22 protein-coding genes are annotated in these 22,376 nt (G+C 68.9%); 15 read left to right on the plus strand and 7 right to left on the minus strand.

Going from position 1 to position 22,376, the window contains the following annotated elements:
- A partial coding sequence (locus HY049_18650) for a hypothetical protein (GenBank protein ID MBI3450921.1) occupies positions 1 to 175 on the plus strand: 175 nt, incomplete at its 5' end.
- 34 nt (positions 176 to 209) lie between these two features.
- Entirely contained in the window at positions 210 to 2,618 is a 2,409-nt protein-coding gene (locus tag HY049_18655) for an ABC transporter permease (GenBank protein MBI3450922.1), read from the plus strand.
- A gap of 22 nt (positions 2,619 to 2,640) precedes the next feature.
- Here HY049_18655 and HY049_18660 read toward each other — a convergent pair whose 3' ends face one another.
- Both HY049_18660 and HY049_18665 read right to left on the minus strand, forming a co-directional pair.
- On the minus strand, positions 2,641 to 3,234 hold the full coding sequence (locus HY049_18660; protein MBI3450923.1) for a hypothetical protein: 594 nt from the start codon (positions 3,232 to 3,234) through the stop codon (positions 2,641 to 2,643).
- Complete coding sequence (locus tag HY049_18665) at positions 3,231 to 3,788, minus strand: RNA polymerase sigma factor (protein ID MBI3450924.1); 558 nt, start codon at positions 3,786 to 3,788, stop codon at positions 3,231 to 3,233. Before HY049_18665 ends, HY049_18660 begins: the two co-directional genes overlap by 4 nt.
- Positions 3,789 to 3,924: 136 nt before the next feature.
- On the opposite strand from HY049_18665, the gene HY049_18670 reads away from it, so the two are divergent.
- Complete coding sequence (locus HY049_18670) at positions 3,925 to 4,458, plus strand: hypothetical protein (protein MBI3450925.1); 534 nt, start codon at positions 3,925 to 3,927, stop codon at positions 4,456 to 4,458.
- Here HY049_18670 and HY049_18675 read toward each other — a convergent pair.
- Positions 4,443 to 5,024: a PadR family transcriptional regulator gene (locus HY049_18675; GenBank protein MBI3450926.1), complete on the minus strand. Its 582-nt coding sequence runs from the start codon at positions 5,022 to 5,024 to the stop codon at positions 4,443 to 4,445. The genes HY049_18670 and HY049_18675 overlap by 16 nt on opposite strands.
- A 118-nt stretch (positions 5,025 to 5,142) precedes the next feature.
- Here HY049_18675 and HY049_18680 point away from each other — a divergent pair, with 118 nt between their 5' ends.
- The 3 genes from HY049_18680 to HY049_18690 are packed head-to-tail and all read left to right on the plus strand — an operon-like array spanning position 5,143 to position 7,056.
- The gene (locus HY049_18680; protein ID MBI3450927.1) at positions 5,143 to 6,354 is read left to right on the plus strand and encodes an aspartyl protease family protein; all 1,212 of its coding nucleotides are present in this window, start codon (positions 5,143 to 5,145) and stop codon (positions 6,352 to 6,354) included.
- Between the two features lie 56 nt (positions 6,355 to 6,410).
- Positions 6,411 to 6,863: a nucleotidyl transferase AbiEii/AbiGii toxin family protein gene (locus tag HY049_18685; protein ID MBI3450928.1), complete on the plus strand. Its 453-nt coding sequence runs from the start codon at positions 6,411 to 6,413 to the stop codon at positions 6,861 to 6,863.
- A 1-nt stretch (position 6,864) separates the two neighbouring features.
- Positions 6,865 to 7,056, plus strand: coding sequence for a hypothetical protein (locus HY049_18690; GenBank protein MBI3450929.1), 192 nt, complete (start codon positions 6,865 to 6,867; stop codon positions 7,054 to 7,056).
- Positions 7,057 to 7,066: 10 nt separating this feature from the next.
- On the opposite strand, the gene HY049_18695 is transcribed toward HY049_18690, so the two are convergent.
- From HY049_18695 to HY049_18705, 3 genes are all read right to left on the minus strand, one after another.
- The gene (locus tag HY049_18695; protein ID MBI3450930.1) at positions 7,067 to 7,687 is read right to left on the minus strand and encodes a hypothetical protein; all 621 of its coding nucleotides are present in this window, start codon (positions 7,685 to 7,687) and stop codon (positions 7,067 to 7,069) included.
- Entirely contained in the window at positions 7,680 to 8,648 is a 969-nt protein-coding gene (gene msrP, locus HY049_18700; GenBank protein MBI3450931.1) for a protein-methionine-sulfoxide reductase catalytic subunit MsrP, read from the minus strand. Before msrP ends, HY049_18695 begins: the two co-directional genes overlap by 8 nt.
- 87 nt (positions 8,649 to 8,735) lie before the next feature.
- Positions 8,736 to 9,284, minus strand: coding sequence for a MarR family transcriptional regulator (locus HY049_18705; protein ID MBI3450932.1), 549 nt, complete (start codon positions 9,282 to 9,284; stop codon positions 8,736 to 8,738).
- Positions 9,285 to 9,434: 150 nt separating this feature from the next.
- On the opposite strand from HY049_18705, the gene HY049_18710 reads away from it, so the two are divergent.
- The 4 genes from HY049_18710 to HY049_18725 are packed head-to-tail and all read left to right on the plus strand — an operon-like array spanning position 9,435 to position 13,727.
- A complete protein-coding gene (locus tag HY049_18710) occupies positions 9,435 to 10,121 on the plus strand; it encodes an ABC transporter ATP-binding protein (GenBank protein MBI3450933.1) in 687 nt (228 codons plus the stop codon).
- A complete protein-coding gene (locus HY049_18715) occupies positions 10,114 to 11,346 on the plus strand; it encodes an ABC transporter permease (GenBank protein MBI3450934.1) in 1,233 nt (410 codons plus the stop codon). Before HY049_18710 ends, HY049_18715 begins: the two co-directional genes overlap by 8 nt.
- The gene (locus HY049_18720; GenBank protein MBI3450935.1) at positions 11,343 to 12,608 is read left to right on the plus strand and encodes an ABC transporter permease; all 1,266 of its coding nucleotides are present in this window, start codon (positions 11,343 to 11,345) and stop codon (positions 12,606 to 12,608) included. The genes HY049_18715 and HY049_18720 overlap by 4 nt, the downstream gene beginning before the upstream one ends.
- 21 nt (positions 12,609 to 12,629) lie before the next feature.
- Positions 12,630 to 13,727, plus strand: coding sequence for an efflux RND transporter periplasmic adaptor subunit (locus HY049_18725; protein MBI3450936.1), 1,098 nt, complete (start codon positions 12,630 to 12,632; stop codon positions 13,725 to 13,727).
- 37 nt (positions 13,728 to 13,764) lie between these two features.
- On the opposite strand, the gene HY049_18730 is transcribed toward HY049_18725, so the two are convergent.
- Positions 13,765 to 15,390, minus strand: coding sequence for a hypothetical protein (locus tag HY049_18730; GenBank protein ID MBI3450937.1), 1,626 nt, complete (start codon positions 15,388 to 15,390; stop codon positions 13,765 to 13,767).
- 532 nt (positions 15,391 to 15,922) lie between these two features.
- Here HY049_18730 and HY049_18735 point away from each other — a divergent pair.
- The 5 genes from HY049_18735 to HY049_18755 all read left to right on the plus strand — a co-directional run.
- Positions 15,923 to 19,255: a S8 family serine peptidase gene (locus tag HY049_18735; GenBank protein MBI3450938.1), complete on the plus strand. Its 3,333-nt coding sequence runs from the start codon at positions 15,923 to 15,925 to the stop codon at positions 19,253 to 19,255.
- Positions 19,252 to 20,907, plus strand: coding sequence for a pre-peptidase C-terminal domain-containing protein (locus tag HY049_18740; GenBank protein ID MBI3450939.1), 1,656 nt, complete (start codon positions 19,252 to 19,254; stop codon positions 20,905 to 20,907). The genes HY049_18735 and HY049_18740 overlap by 4 nt, the downstream gene beginning before the upstream one ends.
- A 96-nt stretch (positions 20,908 to 21,003) precedes the next feature.
- On the plus strand, positions 21,004 to 21,228 hold the full coding sequence (locus HY049_18745; GenBank protein MBI3450940.1) for a type II toxin-antitoxin system HicB family antitoxin: 225 nt from the start codon (positions 21,004 to 21,006) through the stop codon (positions 21,226 to 21,228).
- Positions 21,225 to 21,410, plus strand: coding sequence for a type II toxin-antitoxin system HicA family toxin (locus tag HY049_18750; protein ID MBI3450941.1), 186 nt, complete (start codon positions 21,225 to 21,227; stop codon positions 21,408 to 21,410). Before HY049_18745 ends, HY049_18750 begins: the two co-directional genes overlap by 4 nt.
- Before the next feature lies 1 nt (position 21,411).
- Positions 21,412 to 22,376 (plus strand): DUF4243 domain-containing protein (locus tag HY049_18755; protein ID MBI3450942.1); only part of this gene is annotated, 965 nt, incomplete at its 3' end.

Here is a 22,376-nt window from a genome sequence, read left to right on the forward strand (position 1 = left end):
CTTCTACAACCTCGCGAAGCTCCACCGGATGCTCAAGCCCTTCTACGACGAGATGGGGATGAAGCCGGTGGGGTACGGCACGCTCCTGTACGGCTGGCTGATCAAGAACGGCACGCCGCACAAGGATTGGGGGCTCACGCGCGAGGTCCCCGCGAGAACCGTCACCGCGTCCTGATTCGCAGTCCGGATCCGGATCGGAGGGGGGACGTATGGTCGAAGGGGTGATCCAGGATCTGCGGCACGCGGCGCGGACGCTTCGCCGGACGCCGGGGTTCACCCTCGTCGCCGTCCTCACGCTGGCTCTCGGGATCGGGGCGAACTCGGCGATCTTCAGCGTGGTGGAGGCGGTGCTCCTCCGGGCCCCGTCGTTCAAGGAGCCTGAGCGCCTCGTCTTCGTCTGGGAGCGAAACGTCGCACGCGACGGCAAACCCAACGTCGTGGGGCCGGCCAACTTCATCCGCTGGCGCGAGCGCGCCGCCTCGTTCGAGTCCCTCGCGGGGATGATCCAGTTCTCCGGCAACGTGCAGGCGGAGGGCGAGCCCGAAAGGATCGACCTCGGCTACGTCACCGCCGACTACTTCGGCGCGCTCGGCGTCGGAGCGCAGATCGGCCGCCCTCTCGGCCCCGACGACGCCGTCGCGGGGCACGACAACGTGGTGGTCCTCAGCCACGACTACTGGACGCGCCGCCTCGCGGGCGACCCGCAAGTCCTCGGGAAGACCCTCAGGCTCAACGACACCGTGAGCACGATCGTCGGCGTGATGCCGCGCGAGTACCGCGGCCTCGTCAACGTGCAGCTCTGGACTCCGGTCGTGATGCGCGAGGCGCAGCGCAACGCGCGCGGCCGCTGGATGACCGTCGTCGGGCGCCTCAAGCCGGGCGTCACCCTCGAGAGCGCCCAGGCCGAGATGACGGCGATCGCGGCCTCGACCGAGAAGGAGCTTCCCGATTTCGACGGAGGGTGGGGGGTGAAGGTCGTCCCCCTCAGGGAGCAGCTCGTCTCGGAGTCCCGGCGGGCGATTCTCCTCCTGTTCGGCGCCGTCGGAGTGGTGCTTCTCATCGCCGGCGCCAACGTCGCGAACCTCCTCCTCGCCCGGGGGGCCGACCGGCTCCGGGAGATGGCGGTGCGCCTGGCGCTCGGCGCGCCCCGATCGCGGCTCGTGCGGCAGCTCCTCGTCGAGAGCACCCTCCTCTCGATGATCGGCGGCGCCGCCGGCCTCCTCCTCGCGCTCTGGGCGGTGGCGGGGTTCAGCGCGCTTCTCCCGCCCGATCTCGCCCGCTTCACCGAGATCCGGATGGGGGCTCCGGGATTCCTCTTCGCGTTCGCGCTCGCGGCGTTGAGCGGGGTCGCCTTCGGGATCGCCCCCGCGCTGGCCGCGACGCGCGCTCCGATCGAGGGGACGCTGCGCGAGGGCTCGTCGGCCGCCGGGACGGGAAGGGAGAGACTCGGCCTGCGCCATGCGCTCGTCGTCGCGGAAATGGCCCTCTCCCTCGTCCTCCTCGTCGGCGCGGGGCTCCTCCTGAAGAGCTTCTCGCGGCTGTCGAGCGTGGACGCCGGGGTGCACCGCGACGGGGTGACGGTCTTCGACATCTCGCTCCCGTCCGCCCGCTACGCCCAGCCCGAGCGCGTCGCCCGCTTCTTCGAGCAGGCGGCGGAAAGCCTCGCCACGATTCCCGGAGTCTCGTCGGTGGGGGGGATGAGCTGGCGCCTGCTCACCGGGGGCTCGGCCACCGTGTACCGGATCGCGGGGCGTGAGGCGGCCCCGCCGGGGCGGGAGCCGGTCGCCGACGTGCGGATCGTGACCCCGGACCTGTTTCGAACCCTCGGGGTTCCCCTTCTGGCGGGGAGGGCCTTCACGAAGGACGACGCGGCCGCCGCGCCGAAGAAGGTAATCGTCAACCAGGCGCTCGCGCGGAGCCAGTGGCCGGGAGAAGATCCGATCGGTCGGCACGTCTTCATGAGCTGGGGGGACGAAATCGAGGCGGAGGTGGTCGGCGTCGTCGGCGACGTGAGGCTCACCGCGCTCGACACCGAGGCCCGTGACACCCTCTATTGGTCGCAGGCCCAACTCCCGAACAACTTCATGGCGATGATGCTGAGGACGCCCGAGGATCCCGCGCATCTTGCCCGCGCGATCAAGGCCAGAATCGCGGCGCTCGATCCGACGCTGCCGGTGGCGTCGCTCGAGTCCCTGGACGAGGTCCTGAGCGACTCGCTGAGCCCGCGCCGCTTCACCGCGCTCCTTCTCGAGATCTTCGCGGGAGTCGCCCTGCTCCTCGCCGCGCTCGGGAACTACGGCGTCCTCGCGTACGCGGTGTCCCGCCGCCGCCGCGAGATCGGCATCCGCGTCGCGCTCGGCGCGCGGGCCGGGAACGTCGTGAGCCTCGTTCTCCGGCAGGGGATGGTCGCCTCGCTGGCCGGCGTGGCGATCGGCGTCCCGTGCGCGCTCGGGCTCGCCCGGCTGATGTCCGGACTCCTCTTCGAGGTGAGCCCCGGCGACGTGGAGGTGCTCGTCGCCGTCCCCGGCATCCTCGTGACCGCGTCGCTCCTCGCGTGCGTCATCCCGGCGCGGCGGGCCGTCCGCGTGGATCCGACGGTGGCTCTCAGGAGCGAGTGAAGCGCCCGGCGGAGCTCGAACGTCAGACCGGATCGATCTCCCGGACAGAGACGCGACCGCGGTGCCTGAGGTGGGGGCAGTCGCGCGCGACGGCGACCGCCTCGCCGGCGTCGCGCGCGGTCACGACGAAGTACCCCGCGATCACCCCCTCTCCCGCCATGGGGACCCCGGCCGCGACGGTGATGTCCGCGGCGTCAGGGGCGAGGAGGGTTCCGTCATCCTTGAGCTTCTCGCCGGTGATCCCGATCCCGCGGGCGCGGACCGCAGCGGCCCAGCGGCCATACTCCGCGACGCGGCCCGTCACCTCACCGTCGTGAGGCGCGTCGTAGCCGGCATCCTCGTACAGGAAAAGCACGAAGCGCGATCCCGAAGGCGCGGCGGCCTGGCCGTGGGACCAACGGACACCCGCGCCGAGGCCCGCGATGAAGACGATGATCGAGGCCGCGATCGCGCCGGCGACGGACTTCCAGCGGGAGGATCTCGGGGCGGTGAGGTGCCCGCGCCCCCGGAGCGTGCTCACGACGCGCTCCTCGAGCCACGCCGGCGGCGCCTCCTCGCGCGGGAGGCCGTCGAGCGCCCGCCGTTCCTCGTCGGTCCAGTCATCCCGATCGGTCATCGTCGTTTCCTTTCCGGCCCCTCCCGCGTCAGCGCGGCGCGGACGGCCCGTCTTGCCTTGTGGAGCTGGCTCTTCGAAGTCCCCTCGTCGATGCCGAGGGTCGCGCCAATCTCCGCGTGCGTTCTCCCCTCGACGTCGTGCAGCACCATCACCATGCGCGCGCCCGCGGGGAGGCGGCGGATCGCCTCCTCGAGATCGAGCCGGGCCGCGCCGTCGACGACGCCGGGGTCGGCCGGCTCCGGATCGATCTCGATCGATCTCTCCGGCGGGGCGCTCCGGCCCGTCTCGCGGCAGACGTTGACGGCGATCCCCGAGAGCCACGTCCGGAGAGCCGACTCCCATCGGAACGAGGCGAGGCGCGCCGCCGCGCGGGTCCACGTCTCCTGCACGGCATCCTCGGCGCCGCGCCCCGTTCCGCCGAGCAGCCGCACCGCCAGGAGGTACAGGGCGGGGGAGTGGCGGCGGTAGAGCTCCCGGAAGGCGGTCTCGTCTCCGCGCGCGGCGAAGGCGGCGGCCAACTCCCGGTCGTCGAGGTGATCTTCCATCCGGCTCACTCTATCCCTGAGTGGCGCGGGCGGGAGAAAGGGTTGCCACGAGGAGGGAACGGCAACGATCGCGCGGAGGCGCGTCACTCAGGGGAGATGAACCTGGAGCGCCCATGGGGACGCTCCCTGTCACAGGAGACACGCCATGCCGCACTTCGAGCGAAAGCTGATCGCGTCGCTGTTATGCCTCGTTCTCGGCGCCTTCCTGGCCCCGGGCCCCGTCGTCGCCGCCGCCCCCGCCTCACTCGAGGCGAAGGCCCTCTTCGAGCGTCTCAAGTCGCTCGAAGGGACGTGGGTCGGAAGGAGCACCAAGGGATGGGAGGACCAGACGTCGTTCCGGACGATCGCGGACGGCTCGGTGGTCGTCGAGACGTCGTTCGACGCCCATCCGGGGGAGACGATGCTCACGACGTACCACCTCGACGGGCCGAGGGTGATGCTGACCCATTACTGCGTCGCGAAGAACCAGCCGAGGATGGTCGCCCACGAGATCGGCGACGGAGGATCGTCGGCCGTCTTCACCTTCATCGACGGGACCGGCATGGCGTCGCGCGATGCCGGGCACATGGATCGCGCGGCCTTCTCCTTCCAGGACAGGGACCACTTCACGTCGAAGTGGAGCTGGTATCAGGACGGCAAGGAGCAGTGGATGGAGGAGATCCGCTACGAGCGGAAGTGACGCCGCGCCGGCCGGGGGCCGGCGCGCTCCATCACACTCCTGACGCCGCGGAGCCACGCCTGCCGCGCGCGGAGCATGAGAACCGCCCCCTGGCCCATCAGGTGGTTGAAGGGATCGGGATCCGTGAGCCGCGCGCGGCGATCCGCGTCGACCAGCCGGATCTCCTCGCCGATCATGTCGATGGCCTCGTCGATGAAGGCCTTCCGGCGTGACGGCGTGAGCGCACCGAGGAACCGGACGCGCGTCCGGAGCGCGTCCATCGGCACGCCCACCGCCCAGCGGGGGAGCGGGGGGCCCATCCACCCCCGCGCGGCGCGGAGACCCGCCGGCGTGAGCGAGTACAGCCACCCCTTCCGCTTGCCGGTCCTCGTCGCCTGGGCGCGAAGGAATCCCCTCTTCTCGAGCCGCTCGACCAGCGGGTAGATCGCCCCCGCGCTCCCGCTCCAGAAGGGGCTCGGCGAGCTCTGGAAGAGCCTGCGGATGGTGTAGGGGGTGCAGGGCTCTTCGGTCCAGACCACTCCCAGCGTGGCCCCCTCCAGCTCGCTCAGCCCGGTTCGCTTCCTCACGTGCCGCCCTCCCGCGTCCGCGTCCCGCCTTCCTGGATGCGCGTGCAACCTATGCTAGCATCTCCCGTATAGTACGAATAGAACTATAGGCCCGGGATGCACCCGGAAAGGAGGCGGTATGAGCCCTTACAGGACGGTCCTCACGGCCCTCTGGCTGATCTTCACGGCGGGGGCGTTCCCGGCGCTGGCGCAGATGCACGGGCACGAGCACGGTGGGGCGCAGGCGGACTCGATCTCCCTCGTCGCGGGACAGGTGACCGTCCCGATGACGCTGGTCGGCCGCCATCCCCGCATCGCGGTGATGCTCAACGGGAAGGGCCCGTACCAGTTCGTCCTCGACACCGGCGCGCACGGCTCGGTCGTCGACACCGCGGTCGCGAAGGAGCTGAAGCTCGAGGAGCTGGGCGATACTGAGCTGAACAGCCCCCTCGGCAAGCAGGGGATTCCGTCGAAGCTCGTCCGGATCGAGAGCCTCGGGCTGGGCGACGCCCGAGTGACGGGCGCGCGCGCGGCGACGATGGACCTCGTCGGAATCTTGAGGGACACGACCGTCGCGGGAGTGCTGAGCCCGAGCGTTTTTGCAGGCTGTCTCGTCACGCTCGACTACCCGAAGTCCGCCGTCACGGTGGCGAAGGGGAACCTTCCGCCAGCGGACGGCGCCCGCATCTTCGAGTTCGAGGCCGACGCCCCCCTTCCGGAGGTCCGGCTCAACGTGGCGGGGTTCGAGATTCCGGCGCACGTCGACTCGGGAAGCTCCGGAGGCATCTCCCTCCCAACCTCCTACGCGGCGAAGCTCCCGCTCGAGGCGCCGCCGGTCGAGATCCGCCGCGCGCGCACCGTCGACAAAGAGTTCGTCATCCTCGGCGCCACCCTCAAGGGGGACCTGGCCCTCGGGAGCTTCAAACTCCGGAACCCCGAGCTCTCGTTCAGCGAGTTGCCGATGGGAAACATCGGCTACGACTTTCTGAAGCGCTTTGCGGTCACGCTCGACGTGTCGCAGCATCGGTTGAAGTTCGAGGAGGGCGCGGCCGTCGCCGCGGAGCCCGCGGCTTCGCATCGCTCCCTGGTCGCGGCCGCCCCGCCTCAGCGCCGCTATGGCGTTCGGCTCCAGCCTTCGGAGTCGGGGGAGTACGAGGTCGTCGGAACAGACCCCGGCTCGCCGGCGGAGAAGGCCGGGATCCGCGCCGGCGATCGCATCCTGAAGGTCAACGGCACCCCGGTGAAGGACCTCGACACGACCCGCCTCGGCGAGATGCTCCACGCCTCGCCGGTGAAGCTCGCCATCCAGCGCGACGGAAAGGAGTCGGAGATCTCGATGGCGCTCGACTAGAGGCGCGGAGACGGAGAGGCTATCCTCGCCGCATGGACCGGGACGAGATCCTCCGCGTGCTCTCAGCCTTCGAGGCGTCGGGGCTCGAGTACGTGCTCATCGGTGCAACCGCGATGGGTTTTCACGGCCTCGTGCGGGCGACGGAGGATGTGGACCTCTTCATCCGTGCCACACCGGAGAATGTCGAGCGCCTTCGGGCCGCGTTCCGCGAGGCCTACGGCGGCGATCCGAACATCGACGAGATCACTTCGGCGGACCTGCTCGGGGACTATCCGGCCGTCCGCTACTACCCTCCGACAGGCGATCTTTACTTCGACGTGCTCACGCGCCTCGGCGAAGTGGCCCGTTTCGAATCGGTCGACTCCGAGATCAAGGAAGTCGCCGGCACGCGCGTGAGGGTGGCGACGCCGGCCGCGCTCTATCGATTGAAGAGTGGAACCGTCCGGCCGCAGGATCGCGTGGACGCGGCGGCGCTGCGAGAGCGCTTCAACTTGAAGGGCGAGGGCTGACGTGACCGTCCAGAAGTTTCGGTCGATCGAGGAGATGAACGCCGCGCGTCCGCGCAAGTCACGGGTGCCGGACTTCGAGCGCTTCCTGCGACACTGCGCCCGCTACTGGACGATTTCGCCGAAGCGTTATCCCCGGGGCGTCTTCAAGTTCCGCACGATGGAAGAGGCTCAGCGCGCCCGCGATGAACGGTGAGGCGCGGGCCCTACGGTCCCTTCAGCACCACCCCGATCGCGTGGTCCGCTCCGCCCGCGACAATCATCCAGGACCCCTCGTCGGTGGCGACGAGCGTCCCCGGTGACGCTCCGGCCGGCGGGGAGCGAAGCCCCAGGACGAGAGGGTGTCCCGTCCCCGACGCGGCCTTGCTCCGGGCGATCGCCTCGGCCTCGGTGAGAGCTCCGGGCGTGTCCGCGGCGCCTGCCGGGATGAGAATCAGGAAGTCGCGCCATGGCGAGACATCGACGTGGTCCTTGAGCTGGGGCTGGACGGCGTAGCGCGCCGTGTAGGTCCCTGGAGCCAGAACCCGGCCGCGCGCGTCGGCCCACGGTCCCTCGACGAGAATCGCGCCCACGAGGCTTCCGCGCCCCAGCTCGCCGAGGCGCAATCGATCCCGTCCGAGGGCGGTCGCGGGAGGCGGGGCGCCGCGATCGGCCTCGGGGAATTCGAGGCGCGGCCAGAAGGTCATCACCGGCGATCCGTCGGACGCGACCGCGACGCCGATCGGGTCGAGCGCTTCCCTCACCGCCGGCGCCAGCGTTCCGGGCGGAGGGCCGGCGAGGCTCACGGAGAGGGCCAGCACCGCCGCGGGGAGGCCGCCGCTACGCATACAGGTGCGCCACGAACTTCTCATAGCCGTTGTACGGCTCGGTCTTTCGCGTTTCTCCGGTATCGAGAACCGTCTCCTCGGTCTGCGGCCACGGGATCGGGACGTCCGGCCGGACGTTGCACTCGAACGAGTATTTGGTCGGAGAAAGGTCGTTCCAGAAGGTCCCGGGCCGCTCAGGGGTGAACTGGAAGGCGACGATCGACTTGATGCTCTTGAGGCCGTACTTCCACGGGACCGTGAGGCGAAGCGGCGCGCCGTGCTGCGCCGGGAGCGGATGGCCGAAGATTCCGGTCGAGAGAAAGGCGAGCTCGTGCGTCGCTTCGGCGAGGGAGAGGGCCTCGTAGTAGGGGAAGACGCGCTTGCTCGCGTACCATCCCGGCGCCTCCTCCGGGCGGTGGAAGCTGATCATCCGGAGGTACTTTGCGCCGGGCATGGGCTCGGCGAGATCGACCAGCTTCTTCAGCGGGAATCCCGTCCACGGCACGACCATCGACCACGCCTCCACGCACCGGTGGCGGTAGACGCGCTCCTCGAGCCCGACGCGGCGGACGAGCTCCTCGACGTCGAGGGTGATCGCCTTCGCGACCGAGCCGCCGATGTGAATCGTCCACGGGCTGGTGCGGAAGTTCCTCGCCGCCTCGGCGACGCCGTCGCGCGCCGAGGAGAACTCGTCGAAGATATTGCTGCTCGCGGCGGCCTTCTCGGCCGTGAGGGGGGCGTCGACGGTGTAGGCGGGGTTCCGCTTCGCGGGGAAGAGCGGGCTTGGGACCCCGGGAGGCGGCGCGGGCGGTGCGGCCGGCCTCGCCGGCTCCTCCGCCCCCGGCGCCCAGAGCGCTCCGGACCCGGCCACGACGCCGGCGAGGCCCAGCGTTCTCACGAACCTCCGGCGATTCAGATAGGCGCCCTCATCGGACGCCTGCGCTTCGGAGATCTCCCAGCCTTTCGGGATGCGGATCAACATCATGCCTCCTCGGGCCGGCCGCATCGGGGATGCGGAGATCCGGCTGCAAGTAGTTGCGTATCACAACTAATGAACGTCAGAAACGCCTCATCGTTTTCCCTGCTTCCCCTTCGCCGGCGCCCTGCAGGTCTTCGACGACGTCGCCCGCGCGTCCCGGGTCAGGGCCCGGAGAAGCCTCACCGCTTCGCGCCGGACCGGGGGAGGGAAGTCCGACAGGATGTCCCGGTAGCGCGCCTCGATGTCACTCTTGATCCGGTACAGGACGGCCCGACCCGTCGAGGTCAGCCGGATCATGAGCGCCCGCCGATCGGTCGCGTGATCGAACCTCAGGGCGTAGCCCTTCCTCTCGAGCGAGGCGAGGGTCCGGCTGGCGCCGCTCTTGTCGAGGCACAGGTCTGCGGCGAGATCGCTGACGGTCATGGCGCCGCGGCGGTCGAGGGCCTCGAGGCTGTAGCACTCGGTCAACGTGACGTCGCCGTAGCATGCCCGGTCCCGGTCCCTGAACTGGAAGACGCGCAACAGCTCGAGGAAGGCGGAGTAGAACTCGGCGGTGTCGGCGTGGAGACGCGTCGCGGAGACCCCGCTCGCGCCGCGCCGGGGGGGACGCCGGCGCTTGGGGGCGCGTTTTAGTTGCATTGCGCAACCATATCAGGGTCCCGCGGCCCCCGCCACGCATCCTCCCGGAATTCGAGGGACCGGGGGCCATTCGACGAAACACGCACTCCTCGCCTATCGTACAGGGCGGCGCGCAGCCGCCCGGCGAGGAGAGGTGTGGCCCCGACCCCGATGATCCAGCTCGAAGGCGTGGACAAAACCTATGTCTCGGGGAAGAACCGCCTGCACGTCCTCAAGTCGATCGATCTGACGATCGACGCGGGGGAGATGGTCTCCATCATGGGGGCGTCGGGGTCGGGGAAGTCGACCCTGATGAACGTCGTCGGGCTCCTCGACGGCTACGACGCCGGCGCCTACCGCCTCGACGGCGAGCTGATGAAGGGGATCTCCGAGACCCGCGCGGCGATCCACAGGCGCAAGGCCGTCGGTTTCGTCTTCCAGTCGTTCAACCTCATCCCCTTCAAGACCGCGGCCGAGAACGTCGCGCTGCCTCTCTACTACCAGGGGGTGAGCCGCAAGCGCCGGCTCGCGATCGCGACCGAAGCCCTTGCCCGCCTCGGGCTCCTGGACCGGGCCGAGCATCGCCCGTCGGAGATGTCGGGGGGCCAGCAGCAGCGCATCGCGATCGCCCGGGCGCTCGTCGGCAAGCCGAAGATTCTCCTCGCCGACGAGCCGACCGGCGCCCTCGACTCGACGACCTCGCTCGAGATCATGCGCGTCCTCCAGGAGGTGAACGCCGAGGGGGTCACCGTGGTCGTGGTCACGCACGAGCGGGACGTCGCGGCGATGACGCGCCGCATCATCCGGCTGCACGACGGCCGCATCGAGAACGCCCACGAGAGGCCGGCCGATGTTTGACACCGACACCTGGCAGGAGATCTTCAGCATCATCCGGAGCAACAAGCTCCGCTCCGCCCTCACGGCCTTCAGCGTCGCCTGGGGGATCTTCATGCTGATCGTGCTCCTCGGATCGGGGCAGGGCCTCTCCCACGGCATCGAGCACCAGTTCCGCGACGACGCCATCAACAGCATCTGGGTCTACCCGGGCCAGACGAGCGTCCCGTACAAGGGGCTGAAGCCCGGACGCCGCGTGCAGCTCACGAACGACGACTACGACGGGCTGGCCGCGGGCGTGGACGGCGTGGACCACATCACCTCGCGCTTCTACATCAAGGGGACGCTGGTCGTGCGCTACCGCGACCTCACGACCTCGTTCGACGTGCGCTGCGTGCACCCCGATCACCTGTACTTCGAGAAGACGATCGTCACGGAGGGGCGCTTCCTGAACCCCCTCGACATCAAGGAGCGGCGCAAGGTGGCTGCCTTAGGCGACAGGGTCGTCAAGGCCCTCTTCAAGGACGAGCCCCCGATAGGCAAGGAGATCCAGATCAACGGCGTCTCCTTCAAGATCGTGGGCACCTTCACCGACGAGGGAGGGGAGAACGAGCAGGAGAAGATCTACGTTCCGATCTCCACGGCCCAGCGGGCGTTCGGGGGCGCGAACCGCGTCAACCAGATCTTCATGACGACGGGGACGGAACCGCTGCCGAAGACGGAGGCGATGGCGAAGGAGGTCAAGAACCGCATGGCCGAGAAGCACGCCTTCTCGGCCGACGACACGCGGGCCGTCTTCGTGAACAACAACAACGAGCAGTTCGACCGCTTCACGAAGCTGATGCGCGCGATACGGGCGTTCGTCTGGGTCGTGGGGCTCGGCACGATCCTCGCGGGGATCGTCGGCGTGAGCAACATCATGATGATCGCCGTGCGCGAGCGCACCCGCGAGATCGGCGTGAGGAAGGCGCTCGGGGCGACGCCGTGGTCCGTCGTCTCGCTCATCCTCAAGGAGTCGATCCTCATCACGTCGGTGGCCGGGTACGCGGGGCTCGTCCTGGGGATTGCCGTCCTCGAGATCGCGAGCCGCGTCCTGCCGAAGGACGGCTACTTCATCCGACCCGAGGTGGATCTCTCCGTCGCGATCGAGGCGACGATCCTGCTCGTTGTCGCGGGCGCGATCGCCGGCTTCTTCCCCGCCCGCCGGGCGGGGAGCCTGCGTCCCGTGGAGGCGCTGAGGAGCGAATGAACCTCTTCGATCCGGACAACTGGCGTGAGATCTACGAGGTGCTGAAGGGCAACAAGCTCCGCACGTTCCTCACGGCCTTCGGAGTCTTCTGGGGGATCTTCATGCTCCTCGTCATGCTGGGATCGGGGAGCGGCCTGAGCAACGGCGTGAACGACGGTTTCTCGGATCAGGCCACCAACTCGGTCTTCGTCTGGAACCGGCGGACGACGCTGCCCTTCAAGGGTCGCGGGCCCGGGCGGGAGATACGGTTCACCGTCGCGGACGCCGCCGCGATCCGCGCGGAGGTGCCCGAGGCGGGGGTGATCTGTCCCCGTAACCAGCTCGGTGGATTCCAGGGGGGCAACAACGTCACGAGGGGCACGAAGGCCGGGGCGTTCAGCGTTCTCGGCGACTACCCCGAGATCGCGCGCATCCAGTCGGTGCGGCTCGTCGCCGGGCGCTTCCTCGACGCCCTCGACATCGCCGAGCGAAGGAAGGTGGCGGTCATCGGCCCGCGCGTGCAGGAGGTCCTTTTCCCCCGCGGCGAGGATCCTCTGGGCGGCCACATCCGGATCAACGGCGTCGACTTCAAGGTGATCGGCGCCTTCAAGCCGCGCCGCACGAGCGGCTCGCACGACGATCAGGATCAGAGCCTCTACGTTCCCTTCACGACCTTTCAATCGGCCTTCAACTACGGCGACAAGGTCGGCTGGCTCGCCATCACGTCGAAGGAGGGCGTCCCCGCGTCGGTGATGGAGACGAAGGTGCTGGCCCTTCTCAAGGACCGCCACGGCGTCGCCCCGGCGGACGAACGGGCCATCGGCCACTTCAACCTCGAGAAGGAGTTCGGCCAGATCGAGGGGCTCTTCGGCGGGATCGAATCGCTCATCTGGATTGTCGGCATCGGCACGCTCGCCGCCGGCGTCATCGGCGTCAGCAACATCATGCTCGTCATCGTGCGCGAGAGGACCAACGAGATCGGCGTGCGCCGCGCCGTCGGCGCCACCCCATTCGCGATCATGGCCCAGGTCGTGCTGGAATCGCTCGTCCTGACGGGGATCGCCGGGAGCCTCGGCCTGATTGCGGGGGTCGGGGTCGTCGAGCTGACCGCCCGCCTGACGAGCGGCGCCGACCTCGAGATGTTCAAGAACCCCGAGGTGGATCTGGCGACGGCGCTCCAGACCCTGGCGATCCTGATCGTCGCGGGGATCGTCGCCGGCATCTTCCCGGCCCGCCGCGCCGTCAGCTCGAGCCCCGTGGAGGCCCTCCGCGCCGTCATCTGACCTTCCGGAGACCATGAACCGATGAAGAAGATCCTCGGCGCCCTCCTGGCGCTCGTCCTCGTCGCCCTCTTCGCGGGGACCCTCTGGTTCCTGTGGAAGAAGAGCCAGACGGCGCCCGTCGTCTACAAGACCGCCTCCCCCGAGACCGGCGACGTCGTGAAGAAGGCCGTCGCCACCGGCGCGGTGATCCCGAGGAAGGAGATCGCCGTCAAGCCGCAGGTGTCGGGGATCATCGATTCGATCAAGGTCGAGCCCGGCGACCGCGTGAAGCGCGGCGATCTCATCGCCGTGATCCGCGTCATCCCGCAGACGGCCGCCCTCGCCTCGGCCGAGAGCCGCGTCAACCTCGCGCGCATCCGCCTCGAGGACGCGCAGCGCGAGCTCGATCGGCGCCAGCGCCTCTTCGACGAGAAGGTCCTCGAGGAGACGGCGCTCCGCGCGGCGATCCTCGCGCGGGACACGGAGCAGGAGGAGCTGGCGGCGGCCGGCGACTCGCTCGAGGTGATCCGCCGCGGCGTTCCGTCGCGCTCGGGGCAGGAGACGAACACCCTCGTGCGCGCCACGATGACGGGCACGGTCCTCGACGTTCCGGTGAAGGAGGGGGCGTCGGTGATCGAGTCGAACAACTTCAACGACGGGACGACGATCGCCGCCCTCGCCGACATGGGGGAGCTGATCTTCGAGGGGAAGGTGGACGAGTCGGAGGTCGGGAAGCTGAGGACCGGGATGGAGATGGTCCTGACCATCGGCGCCCTGGAGCCCGCCCGTTTCAACGCCGTCCTCGAGCACATCGCGCCGAAGGGGTTCGAGGAGAATGGCGCCGTCCAGTTCAAGATCCGCGCCGCGCTGCGCGTCACCGGCGACGCCGTCATTCGCGCGAACTACAGCGCCAACGCCGACATCGTCCTCGACCGGCGCACCGGTGTGCTGACGCTGAGCGAGAGCCTCCTCCAGTTCGAGGGGGATCAGCCGTACGTCGAGGTCGAGACGTCGCCGCAGAAGTTCGAGCGCCGGAAGATCAAGACGGGCCTGTCCGACGGCATTCGGATCGAAATCGTCGAAGGGCTCACGAAGGACGACAAGGTCAAGGGCGCCGCGGTGGGCGCACCGGGGGCGTGAGGGCGAAGCGGAACGAGTCCCGCCAAGACGACTCGGGTCAATCAGCCCTTACAGCGGACTTCAGCTTCTCAACTTGCGTCTTGAGCACCGACTCCACATCCATCAAGTGTTTCCCTTCCCGTGCCCCCTTCTCACCGGGAGTCAGGTGCTCGATCTCGTCGACGTACCGTTTCTGGACGGATTTGAACCATTCGAGCGCGGCGCTCTCCTCATGGACGATTGTCGAGGCCCTGCTGAGCCGATCGAGGAAGTATTCGGTATGGAGGTAGTCCGATGCAGGATCACTCGGAGACGTGGGGAGCAAGTTGATCAAGACGCTCCACTTCTCGTGCGGCTTCATCCCGAGTTGAAGTTCGTAATAGCCTCTGCGAAACTCCGGAGCCTTCGAGGGGAACGAACGCTCCGGATTGTCCACAGTGTGTACGGGATGGCGGGCAAGCAGCTCGAGGAAAAGGGCCGAGCGGTAGTCGCCGGCTTCCTCAGCCTCCCTCTGGCTGAGTGCACCCGCGCGAGGCTCGAGCATAACGGCGGGAAATTCTGGATTGCCGAGCGCTTTCCGCGCAAGACTCCAGGAAAGTGTCGGATCCGTCTTCCCGATTGCGGCCCGAAGGCGCATGAGGAGCATCGGAATCACCTCATCAGGGACCCCGCTCTTGAGCAGAGCCTCGTAGACTTCCCTCGCTCTGTCGTTCGCAGGGGGAAAGAACCCGACTACTTGTCCCCATTGGTCCCCGGGGCATTCATTCATCAGCCTTAGGCACTTTCCTGCCCATTCACTGACTCGATTCGAGAACTTGGGCCATGGCTGCATGAGCGCTTGGCAGTACATGACGCATCCTTCGCAGGACGCTTCATACTCTGGGAAATCATTGATCAGGCGGAGTGCCCGGCGCTCCAACTCCGACCCATGCTCCGAATCGTCCCCCAATAGGGGGGATGTGAGCGTCCCGACCTCGATGCTCCGCCAGGTTGCTGTTTCGCCTGCTTCGCGGAAGAGCAGCTCAGACTGGCGCGTGTCCTTCGTCCAGTACCTCCAGGCGACGCTGTGCAGGATGGCTGCCCGGGTCTTTGGATCCTGCGTTCTGCGGGCCAACTGTTTCTGAGGCACCTCGATCCCGTCTGGGAAGAGGGAGCGAACATCGTCGGCCACCGGCACGCCGATGGATGCCGACCCGGTGACGAACTTGTCCCAGAACAGGAGGTCGTGATTGTAGAGACAACTGACGTACGGCACGTTTCCTCGGGTGCGCTCCAGCTCTCGTAAGTGCTCGAACTTGCTGATGAAGTCGCTTGGCCGGTAGAAGTGTTCGTCGGGCACGGGTTCCTCTCCAAGCCAGGCCCACCAACGCAACGCCTTCTCGCAATAATGTGACGACACAGGAGTGTCATCGAGAAGACGTCTCGCCAGGCGTCCCGCCTCATCGAGCTCCTTGAGATGAGCGTGAGCATTCGCAAGGACCTCGACGAGGTCCAGTTGTTTCTCGACGAATCGAGTGTGTTTCAGAGCCAATTCAGCCGCGTGCCTGGCTTCAAGAAAACGTCCCTCGTCATTGAGCAACCGGCCCAGGGATAGCGGGTCGTCAACGAACTCCGCCTCCAGGACGCGACGAATGGCCGGCGCATCGTCCGGCTTCAGCTGCAGCCGCCGCTCCAGGTCCTTCACGATCTTTCGCCTGCAACCGTTGCACTCGTGATAGAGCTGGAGGAGCCGCCTGTAGCATTTCTCCAGGTCAACCGGACCTTGAGGAGACCAGAGCTCCGCCTGTGCCGCAGCGACCGCCTCCGCCCATTCGACTGTCCCCGACGCCGGGATCGAATCGGACGGTGTGCGCACCCTTTCGGCGCCGGCCTCTGACGCATGTGGCATGACTGGTGCGGAAGTCGGGTTGCCTAAAGCTCGATCCGTGGAAGCAACCGCGAACGAGAATGCGATCGTGGTCGCGAGTGTGAAAGTCGACCACGTGGGCCGGATAATCTCAGCCGTAATCCCTCCTCCTGTGCAGCGCACTCACATGTTAGACACAAGAGAGTCGTGAATCGTGAGCCGGTGGAACCGTCTACACTTGTCAAAAAGTGTAGACATGGGTGGTCCGTACACCATATCCCCCCCGGGCTGCCCGATTCCCCTTCTCTCACCCCCGCCCGTGTGCCATCCTTGAAGCCCGATCGCCCGAGTCCACGTCAGGGGTGGCGCGATGCCCACGACCCCTCGAACGCTTCGAATCGCCGGAGCCGCGGCGCTCCTTCTCGCCACGCTCGTCCTCGACGGAACCCCCTCGACGCCGCCCCCAGTCGATGACGTCGCCTTTCTCCCGACGCGGCCCGTCATCGAGCCCGAGCCCCTCCACGGCGACGGCCCGCCGGCGCCGCCCCCGGATCTCCGCAACCAGGTCGCCGCGAACGGAAGCGCCGACGCGATCATCCTCCTGAAGGTCCCCGAGGCGTCGAGCCCGACCACGAGCCGCGCCGCGCGCCGATCGCGAATCCACCAGGCGCAGGACGAGGTCCTCCGCAACTTCGCGCCGGGTGAGCTTCGCGGCCTCCACCGCTTCTCGATGATCCCGGCGATCGCCGCGCGCATCACCGCTGGGCACCTCGACCGGCTCCTCGCCGCACCGCGCGTGCGGGCGGTTGGACCGAACCTCCCCGCGTCGATCGCCCTCTCGCAGAGCATTCCCCTCGTCGGCGCCGATCGCGCGCATCGGGCGGGCGTCACCGGCGCGGGAATCGTCACCGCCGTCATCGACACCGGCGTCGACGCGAACCACCCCGACCTCGCGGGGGCGCTCGTCGACGAGCGCTGCTTCTGCCAGGGGAGTGTCCTCGGGGACGGGGTCGGCTGCTGCCCGAACGGCCTCGAGGAGCAGAGCGGCCCGGGATCGGCGCAGGACGACAACGGGCACGGCACGAACGTGGCGGGGATCATCCTCTCGCGGGGGAGCGCGAACCTCTCGGCCGTGGGGATGGCCCCCGGCGCGCGCGTCGTCTCCGTGAAGGTCCTCGCCGCGACGGGAGGGGGGTTCGTGCTCGACACGTCGAAGGCCCTCGACTGGATCCTGGACAACCGCCCCGACGTCCGCGTCCTCAACATGAGCCTCGGCTCCTCGACGGCCTACCCGGCCGAGTGCGACGACGCCGATCCCCTCAACGCGGCGATGGGGGCGGCGCTGACCTTTCTCCGGACGCAGAACGGGGCGATCAGCTTCGCGGCGGCGGGCAACGGCGGCCTCGTCGGCCAGCTCAGCTCGCCGGCGTGCCTCAAAGACGCCGTCTCGGTGGGGGCGGTCTACGATTCGGACATCGGCCTCGCCGCCTTCAGCGGCTGCGGCGACCTGACGTCGGCGGACAAGATCACCTGCTTCTCGAACGTCGCCGACTTCCTCGATCTCCTTGCGCCGGGCTGCCGGATCAACTCGGCGCGCCTCGGCGGACAGTTCTCCGCCTTCTGCGGGACGTCCCAGGCCACCCCGCACGCGGCGGGGGCGGCGGCGCTCCTCCTCGAGCGCGAGCCCTCCCTCACCCCCGACGAGATCGTGACGCGGCTTCAATCGACGGGGAAGATGATCGACGACCCGCGCATCGGGCGCGCGTTCGCGCGCATCGACGTCGGCGCGGCGATCCTGGACCTCGACGGCGACGGCATGCAGAACCTCGCCGACGATTGCCCCGAGACTCCCGACCCCGTGCAGGCCGACGCCGACGGGGACGGCATCGGCGACGCCTGCGACAACTGCCCCGCCACGGCGAGCCCGAACCAGAACGACGCCGATCACGACGGGCTCGGGGATCCGTGCGACGCCTCGCCGAACACCTTTCCGCCGGAGACGCTCTTCGTCGTCGATCCCGGGAGCGGCGGACGCATCTACCAGCTCGACCGGAGCCGCCACGTCGTCCTCAACTCCTTCCCGACGCCGGAGCCGGCGGTCGGCGGCGGCTCGGGGCTCGCGTACGCCGCGCGCCGGGGAACGCTCTTCTACACGAACGGGACGACGGCGGGAACACCGACGATCTACGAGCTGAGCGCGGCGACCGGCACGGTTCTGCACTCCTTCCCGCAGACGAACATCAACGGTGTCACCGGCATCACCGGGCTCGGCGCGAGCGCGGGGGGGCTGATCTCCCTCGCCATCCAGCCGCCGAACCAGTCGCAGTTCGTCGTATTCCCCTTCAGCGGCATCGGGTTCAACGTGGGCTTCTTCCTCGCGGGGGACACGGCGGGGCAGGGAGGGGCGGACGGCAACGCGTGGCCCCCCTCGTTCGACGATCACGCCGGGTGGTTCTCGCGGAGCACCACGGCGGGGATCATCGGGGCGAACGTCCCGATGAATCAGCTCCAGCTCCTCGAGTTCGGGAGCTCCGTGACGATGGAGAACTACCTCACCCCGACGCGCTGCGTTGCCGCCGGGCCGAACGGATCGCTCCAGACGGTCGCGCAGGGGGACGACGTCGTCGTCCTCAACGAGATCCAGTCGGGGCGTAACGGCATCTGCGAGACGAACCTCCCCGACGGCGACGACGTCGTGGGGTGCGTGGTCCCCGGCGCCGACGGCGTTCTCGAGACGCCGCCGTTCTACGACGACTTCGAGCTGGGCAACGCGATCCTCCCCGGGGCGAACGGGGCCTGCGACACGGTCCTCCTCCAGGGCGACGACAAGGTCGGGGCCTTCCTCAGCCGCAAGGTCAACGGCCTCGGCGCGGCGGGGAGCTTCCTCTTCGCCTCGACGAGCGATCCCTCCCACGACGTCCTCTACGTCCTCGACGCCTTCGCCCCGCCCATCGCGGTCCCGAGGCGGGGGCCGGCGATCCTCGAGGCGTGGATCAACCCGACGCCGTCGGGTCCCATCGAGGCGATCGCCGCGGGGCCAACCGACTCCGACTTCGACGGCGTCATCAACGATCTCGACAACTGCCGCGCGATCGCGAACGCGTCGCAGGCGGACCAGGACTCCGATCGCGTCGGCGATCCGTGCGACAACTGCCCCGCGGCCTACAACCCGACGCAGGCCGACTTCGACGGCGACGGGATCGGCGACGCGTGCGATCCCTGCGTCGGCACGGAGCTCTCGGCGGCGGCCACGCTGAGCACGGCGAGCCTCGACGTGAACGCGGCGGGGGCGACCTTCTCGATGACGGTCTCGCTCTCGCTCGTCTGCGATCCGAACCATCCGGTCGTCGTGGACGCGACACCTCTCGATCGAGGTCGCATCTCGAAGGTCTCGGGGACGATCCTCCCCGATCCGGCGGCGATCGCCTGCCCCGCGAGCGATGGAAGTGCTCTCTTCGAGGCGGGGCTTCACGAGAACCTCGCGGCGCGGGCCGTCTCGAGCAAGAGGGCGACGATGACCTTCAACCGCCCGGCCGACGGCGACTGCCGGACGCTCGACGGCGACGGGCAGGATCTCGTCGCGCTCGTGAGCGGCGGCCTGGACGGCGCGTCCGTCCCCGTCTGCGTCGCCGCGCGCTACCGCGGCGTCCCCCTCGAGGCCTGCGCGCAGGCGACCGTGCGCAACAAGGGGAACCGGAAGTGAGGGGCGCCGCGCTCCGGACGCTCGTCGCGGCTCTGGCCCTCGCTGTCGCGCCGTCTCCGGCGCGCGCCGATCTCCGCCGGGAGGTCGAGCCCAACGACACGGCGGCGAGCGCTCAGCCGATCGTCAGCCCGATGACGATCGGCGGCGTCATCGGCGCGCCCGGAGACGTCGACCTCTTCGCCGTCGCCCTCGCCGCGGGTCAGACGATCCAGGCCGACGTCCTCGCGCGCGGATTCCGGGCCGGCCCCCAGCCCGGATCGTCGCTCAGCGCCATCGTCGAGGTCCTCGCCCCCGACGGCGTCACGGTCGTGGCCCAGGCGGCCTCCCAGGGATCGTTCGACGATCCCGTCGTCTCGTTCCAGGCGGCGGACGCGGGGAAGTACTTCGTCCGGATTCGGCACGCGACGAGCACCGCGGGGGGCGCCGCCTTCACCTACCTTCTTTCTCTCGAGAGCGAGCCGAACGGCACATTCGACACGGCGACCCCCATCACCCCTCCCGTCGCCGTCTCGCTCGACGCGCTGATCTTCCCGGCGGGGGACGAAGACGACTACCGAGTGCAGGCCCAGGCCGGGCAGGTGCTCACCGTCGACATCGACTCCGCGGTCTTCGACCCTCTGCAGCCTCCCGCGAAGCTCGCCGTCACCGTCTACGATCCCAACCGCTTGGCGATCGCCCAGGACGCCTACACGACCGCCGATCCCTCGGACCCGTTCATCCAGGTGACGATACCCACGACCGGCCTCTACACGATTCGCGTGAGGGAGGTGAGGCGGTACGCGGGATCGGCGAACGCCTTCTACCAGATGTCCGTGGACCTCGGCCCATCGCCGGACAACGGGAGCTTCGCGGGCGGATCGCCGATCGCGATCCCGCGCGCGGTCAGCGGCGTCGTCGCACCGGGATCGGATGTCGATCACTTCCGCTTCACCCTGCCGGCTTCCGCGATGGTCCAGTCCGATCTCGACGCGCGCGCGGGGCTCCTCTCGCTGCTCGCGGGGACGGTCTCGTTCAACTCCCCGTCGGGGACGATCGCGCAGGACGCGTCGTCCCCCGATCCGCTTCTGGCGGTCGCGGCGCCGGCCGGGAGCTACTCGGTCGCGGTCTCGGGGGGATGCACGGGCGGCGGGTGCCTCGCCGAGGACGCCTACTACCTTCTCCACATCGACGCCGACGCGGATGGCGACGGCCTCTTTCTTCCCGCGGACAACTGCCCTCTCGTCGCCAACGCCTCGCAGGCCGACTCCGACCGGGACGGGGTGGGTGACGCCTGCGACAACTGCCCGGCGCTCTTCAACCCCGACCAGAGGGACACGAACGGCGACGGCGTCGGCGACGCGTGCTCGGCGTGCCCCGCCGGCTTCGAGGTCGCGCTCGACCTCGTCTTCACCGACGACCACACTCTTCACTGGTCGGCGACGCCGGGAATCGGCGCATACGACCTCTACCGCGGGACGCACCCGTCTGGCGGGTGGAGCTTTAATCAGACGTGTCTCTTCGCGGGGGACACATCGCCCGCCGCCACCGACGCGGCCTCGCCGTCCGGCCTCTTCTACTACCTGGTGACGGGGAAGGGGGCGTGCGGCGAAGGGTCGCCCGGATCGACCTCGTCGGGATCACCGCGGCCGAACACGTCCCCGTGTCCGCCGTGATGTCGGTGGACGTTGCTTTGGTTCGACGTTGCTTTCCAGATTAGACGCCCAGTGGAGCCTGGCCTAGACTGTGTCCAGCCCAAGGAGGCGATCAGCGTGAAGCTCCAACTGACCGCGGTATTCAGAAAAGTCCCCGACGGGTATGTCGGTTTCGTGGAAGAACTGCCCGGCGCGAACACTCAGGCCCCAACTCTTCAGGAAGCTCGGACCAATCTTCAGGAGGCCGTGATGCTGGTCCTCGAAGCGAATCGCGCTCTCTCCGAGGAAGATCTCCGAGATCAGGAAGTCATCCGCGAGCCGCTGCTCATCCCCGCGGCGTGAAGCGCATCGACTTGCTTCGGCATCTGGAATCACAGGGCTGCCAGCTTCTCCGTGAAGGCGGCAGCCATTCGGTGTACGTCAACCGCGCGGCGCGAAAGTCATCCACGGTTCCACGGCACCGTGAGATCAACGACTTCCTCGCGCGAAAGATCTGCCGGGACCTTCAGATTCGTGAGCCATGAGATGGGCACCGATGACCCGATCACGCGACGACGCTTCGCGCGCGACGCGTTCCTTCTTGGCGCCCTCGCGGCGGCGGGCGTGAGACCGCTCACCGGCGGGGAGCAGGAAGATGCGATGGACGAAGCCCTCGAGATCCTCGCCTCGACCGGCCCAGAGTACGGCGGCGGGCTCGCGAACCACGGCCCCATGGCGGCCGAGGCGCTGACGGCCCTCGGGCGGCCCGCCGCGGTGAAGCCGTGGCTCGAGGGGTACCGTCGCCGCCTCGACGTCCACCCCGACGCCCGCAACCCGGTCGCCGCCGACGCGTGGCGGGAGACGCTCGGCGTGTACAACCGCGTCGGCGACTTCATCGCCCTCTTCGATCGCGAGCTGGCGGAGCGGCCGTGGCCCGCCGTCCTCGACACGTGGTCGGCGCGACTGGCCCCGGGGATCGTCGGCGCCGCGATGCACGGCGTCATCCGCACCGGGCACGCGGCGCGGAGCCTCGCCGCGAAGGAGACCCCCGCACGCCGCCACGAGCTCGCGGAGGGGCTCGGCTACTGGGCGGCCCGGTACCAGTCGCTTCCGGAATCGGAAGGGAAGCCCGCGGCCGGCCTCCTTCCATCGCAGGCGATCCGCAGCGTCCCCCTCGTTCCAGCCGATCAGCGGCCGCGGCGCTTCCTCATCTCCGACGCGCTCAAGCCGCTCGCGGCGTCGCCGGCATTTGCCTCCGTCATCCACCTCGTGGATGATTCGATCGAGCCATCACGCTTCCTCTCGGACCTCACCTCCACCTTCGCGCGGATCTTCGTCGAGGAGGCGCAGCCCGGGCTGGTGATCACGCTCATCCACACCGTCACCGGGCCGAGCGCCGTGAGGCTCCTCGTGCCGCACGTCGCACCGGCGACGTCGAGGCTTCTCGCGCGCTACGTCTGGCAGGCGGCCGCGGGGGTCTACGCGGCGCTGGGGAAGCCCCCTGCGTCGCC

The organism is Acidobacteriota bacterium, assembly GCA_016195325.1.
Taxonomy (GTDB): Bacteria; Acidobacteriota; Polarisedimenticolia; order JACPZX01; family JACPZX01; genus JACPZX01.

Bases quoted from the DNA above. Each gene is read 5' to 3' on its own strand.
- HY049_18655 (MBI3450922.1), top strand. From the start codon at position 210: ATGGTCGAAGGGGTGATCCAGGATCTGCGGCACGCGGCGCGGACGCTT.
- HY049_18660 (MBI3450923.1), bottom strand. From the start codon at position 3,234: ATGACCGATCGGGATGACTGGACCGACGAGGAACGGCGGGCGCTCGAC.
- HY049_18670 (MBI3450925.1), top strand. From the start codon at position 3,925: ATGCCGCACTTCGAGCGAAAGCTGATCGCGTCGCTGTTATGCCTCGTT.
- HY049_18680 (MBI3450927.1), top strand. From the start codon at position 5,143: ATGAGCCCTTACAGGACGGTCCTCACGGCCCTCTGGCTGATCTTCACG.
- HY049_18695 (MBI3450930.1), bottom strand. From the start codon at position 7,687: ATGCGTAGCGGCGGCCTCCCCGCGGCGGTGCTGGCCCTCTCCGTGAGC.
- msrP (MBI3450931.1), bottom strand. From the start codon at position 8,648: ATGTTGATCCGCATCCCGAAAGGCTGGGAGATCTCCGAAGCGCAGGCG.
- HY049_18705 (MBI3450932.1), bottom strand. From the start codon at position 9,284: ATGCAACTAAAACGCGCCCCCAAGCGCCGGCGTCCCCCCCGGCGCGGC.
- HY049_18710 (MBI3450933.1), top strand. From the start codon at position 9,435: ATGATCCAGCTCGAAGGCGTGGACAAAACCTATGTCTCGGGGAAGAAC.
- HY049_18715 (MBI3450934.1), top strand. From the start codon at position 10,114: ATGTTTGACACCGACACCTGGCAGGAGATCTTCAGCATCATCCGGAGC.
- HY049_18720 (MBI3450935.1), top strand. From the start codon at position 11,343: ATGAACCTCTTCGATCCGGACAACTGGCGTGAGATCTACGAGGTGCTG.
- HY049_18725 (MBI3450936.1), top strand. From the start codon at position 12,630: ATGAAGAAGATCCTCGGCGCCCTCCTGGCGCTCGTCCTCGTCGCCCTC.
- HY049_18735 (MBI3450938.1), top strand. From the start codon at position 15,923: ATGCCCACGACCCCTCGAACGCTTCGAATCGCCGGAGCCGCGGCGCTC.